Source organism: Polaromonas sp. P1_E3, from assembly GCF_056405935.1.
On record NZ_JBFUBD010000497.1, the window covers coordinates 1 to 1,761 of the forward strand.

Annotated in this window: 2 protein-coding genes and 1 pseudogene; all 3 read left to right on the forward strand. The window is 55.1% G+C overall.

Annotated features, from left to right (window positions below; all coding sequences use genetic code 11):
* Positions 1-35 precede the first annotated feature (35 nt).
* Positions 36-566 carry a 50S ribosomal protein L10 gene (gene rplJ, locus AC1D0Z_RS20955; RefSeq protein ID WP_477647104.1) on the forward strand — a complete coding sequence of 177 codons (531 nt, stop codon included), beginning with the start codon at positions 36-38 and terminating at the stop codon, positions 564-566.
* 29 nt (positions 567-595) lie between these two features.
* Positions 596-973, forward strand: a complete 378-nt coding sequence (gene rplL, locus AC1D0Z_RS20960; RefSeq protein ID WP_431094480.1) for a 50S ribosomal protein L7/L12 — start codon at positions 596-598, stop codon at positions 971-973.
* Between the two features lie 340 nt (positions 974-1,313).
* A pseudogene (gene rpoB / locus AC1D0Z_RS20965) lies at positions 1,314-1,761 on the forward strand (DNA-directed RNA polymerase subunit beta); the annotation flags it as partial.

Sequence of the window (1,761 nt, forward strand, 5' to 3'; positions counted from 1 at the left end):
CCCTAACCCGACCACACATTTTTAAGGAGTAGACCTTGAGTCTCAACCGCAGTGAGAAACAAGCCGTCATTGATGAAGTGACTGGCCTCGCCGCTAAAGCTCAAACGCTCGTGATGGCGGAATACCGTGGCATCACGGTCGCTGACATGACCCGTCTGCGCAGCCAAGCCCGCGACAAAGGCGTGAACCTGAGTGTTCTGAAGAACACCCTGGCTCGCCGTGCCGTGGCAGGCAGTGCATTCGAAATCGTGTCCGACCAGATGACCGGCCCGCTGATCTATGGCTTTTCCACAGATGCTGTGGCTGCTGCAAAAGTAGTCGCTGACTTCGCTAAAACCAATGATAAGTTGGTGATTCGCGGTGGTGCATTCGGTGGCAAATCCCTGGACGTGAACGGCGTGAAGCAACTGGCCAACATTCCTTCCAAGGAAGTGTTGCTCGCCCAGTTGTGTGGCTTGCTGATGTCGCCTATGTCGCGTACGGCCGTTGTGCTGGGCGCCCTGGCGGCCAAAAAGGGCGGCGGCGCAGCCGATGCCCCCGCAGCAGCTGAAGCTGTAGCAGCGTAATTTGTACCCAACTTTTTAGGAAATTCAAAATGGCATTCGATAAAGACGCATTTTTGACCGCGCTGGATAGCATGACGGTCCTCGAACTCAACGAACTGGTGAAATCCATCGAAGAGAAATTTGGCGTGAGCGCAGCTGCTATGGCCGCTCCCGCTGCTGGCGGTGGCGGCGGTGCTGCTGCAGCTGCTGAAGAGAAGACCGACTTCAATGTCGTGCTGCTCGAAGCTGGCGCCAACAAGGTGTCGGTCATCAAGGCTGTTCGCGAAATCACCGGTCTGGGCCTCAAAGAAGCCAAGGACCTGGTTGACGGCGCTCCGAAGAACGTCAAGGAAGGCGCTCCAAAGGCTGACGCAGAAGCTGCGAAGAAGAAGCTTGAAGAAGCTGGCGCGAAAGTCGAACTCAAGTAATTCTTGGTGTTTGAGAAGGCTGGAAGACCGGAGTCGGGCTTCCAGCCTTTCGTGCTTCAAGGAGCACACTGGAAAGCAGACTCATCGTCTGCTTTCCAGTGTTCTTCGACCCCTGACAGGCCTGCAGCCTGCCCAGTATTTTGTAGAAACACTGGAAAAATGATTGAGATCAGTCTTTTTTCCAGTGTTTTCTGACCCCGACTGCAGAAAACGCCTTGGTTCGGGTGACGTGCAATGCGTCACCGTCCGCCATGGTTGGTAGTGGCCAACCACCAAGCTGCCTGAATACGTGGTGTATTCGGGCACGAGAGTCGCCAGAGCCCATCAACGCGGAGAACTCATGGCCTATTCCTACACCGAACGTAAACGCATCCGCAAAAGCTTCGGCAACCGCGAAAGCGTGTTGACTGTTCCCTATTTGCTGCAAATGCAGAAAGACGCGTATACAGCGTTCCTGCAAGCCGACCGTGCACCTCAAAAGCGCACCGTTGAAGGCCTGCAGGCAGCGTTTGAAAACGCCTTCCCTATCGTCTCGCACAACGGGTTTGTCGAGATGAAGTTCATCGAGTACAACCTGGCCAAACCAGCATTTGACGTGCGCGAGTGCCAGACTCGTGGCCTTACTTTCGCCTCGGCCGTACGTGCCAAGGTGCAGCTGATCATTTATGACCGCGAATCCTCCACATCGCAGTCCAAGGTGGTCAAGGAAGTGAAAGAGCAAGAGGTATACATGGGCGAAGTGCCGCTCATGACCGACAAGGGCTCTTTTGTGATCAACGGCACCGAGC

Bases quoted from the DNA above. Each gene is read 5' to 3' on its own strand.
- rplL (WP_431094480.1), top strand. From the start codon at position 596: ATGGCATTCGATAAAGACGCATTTTTGACCGCGCTGGATAGCATGACG.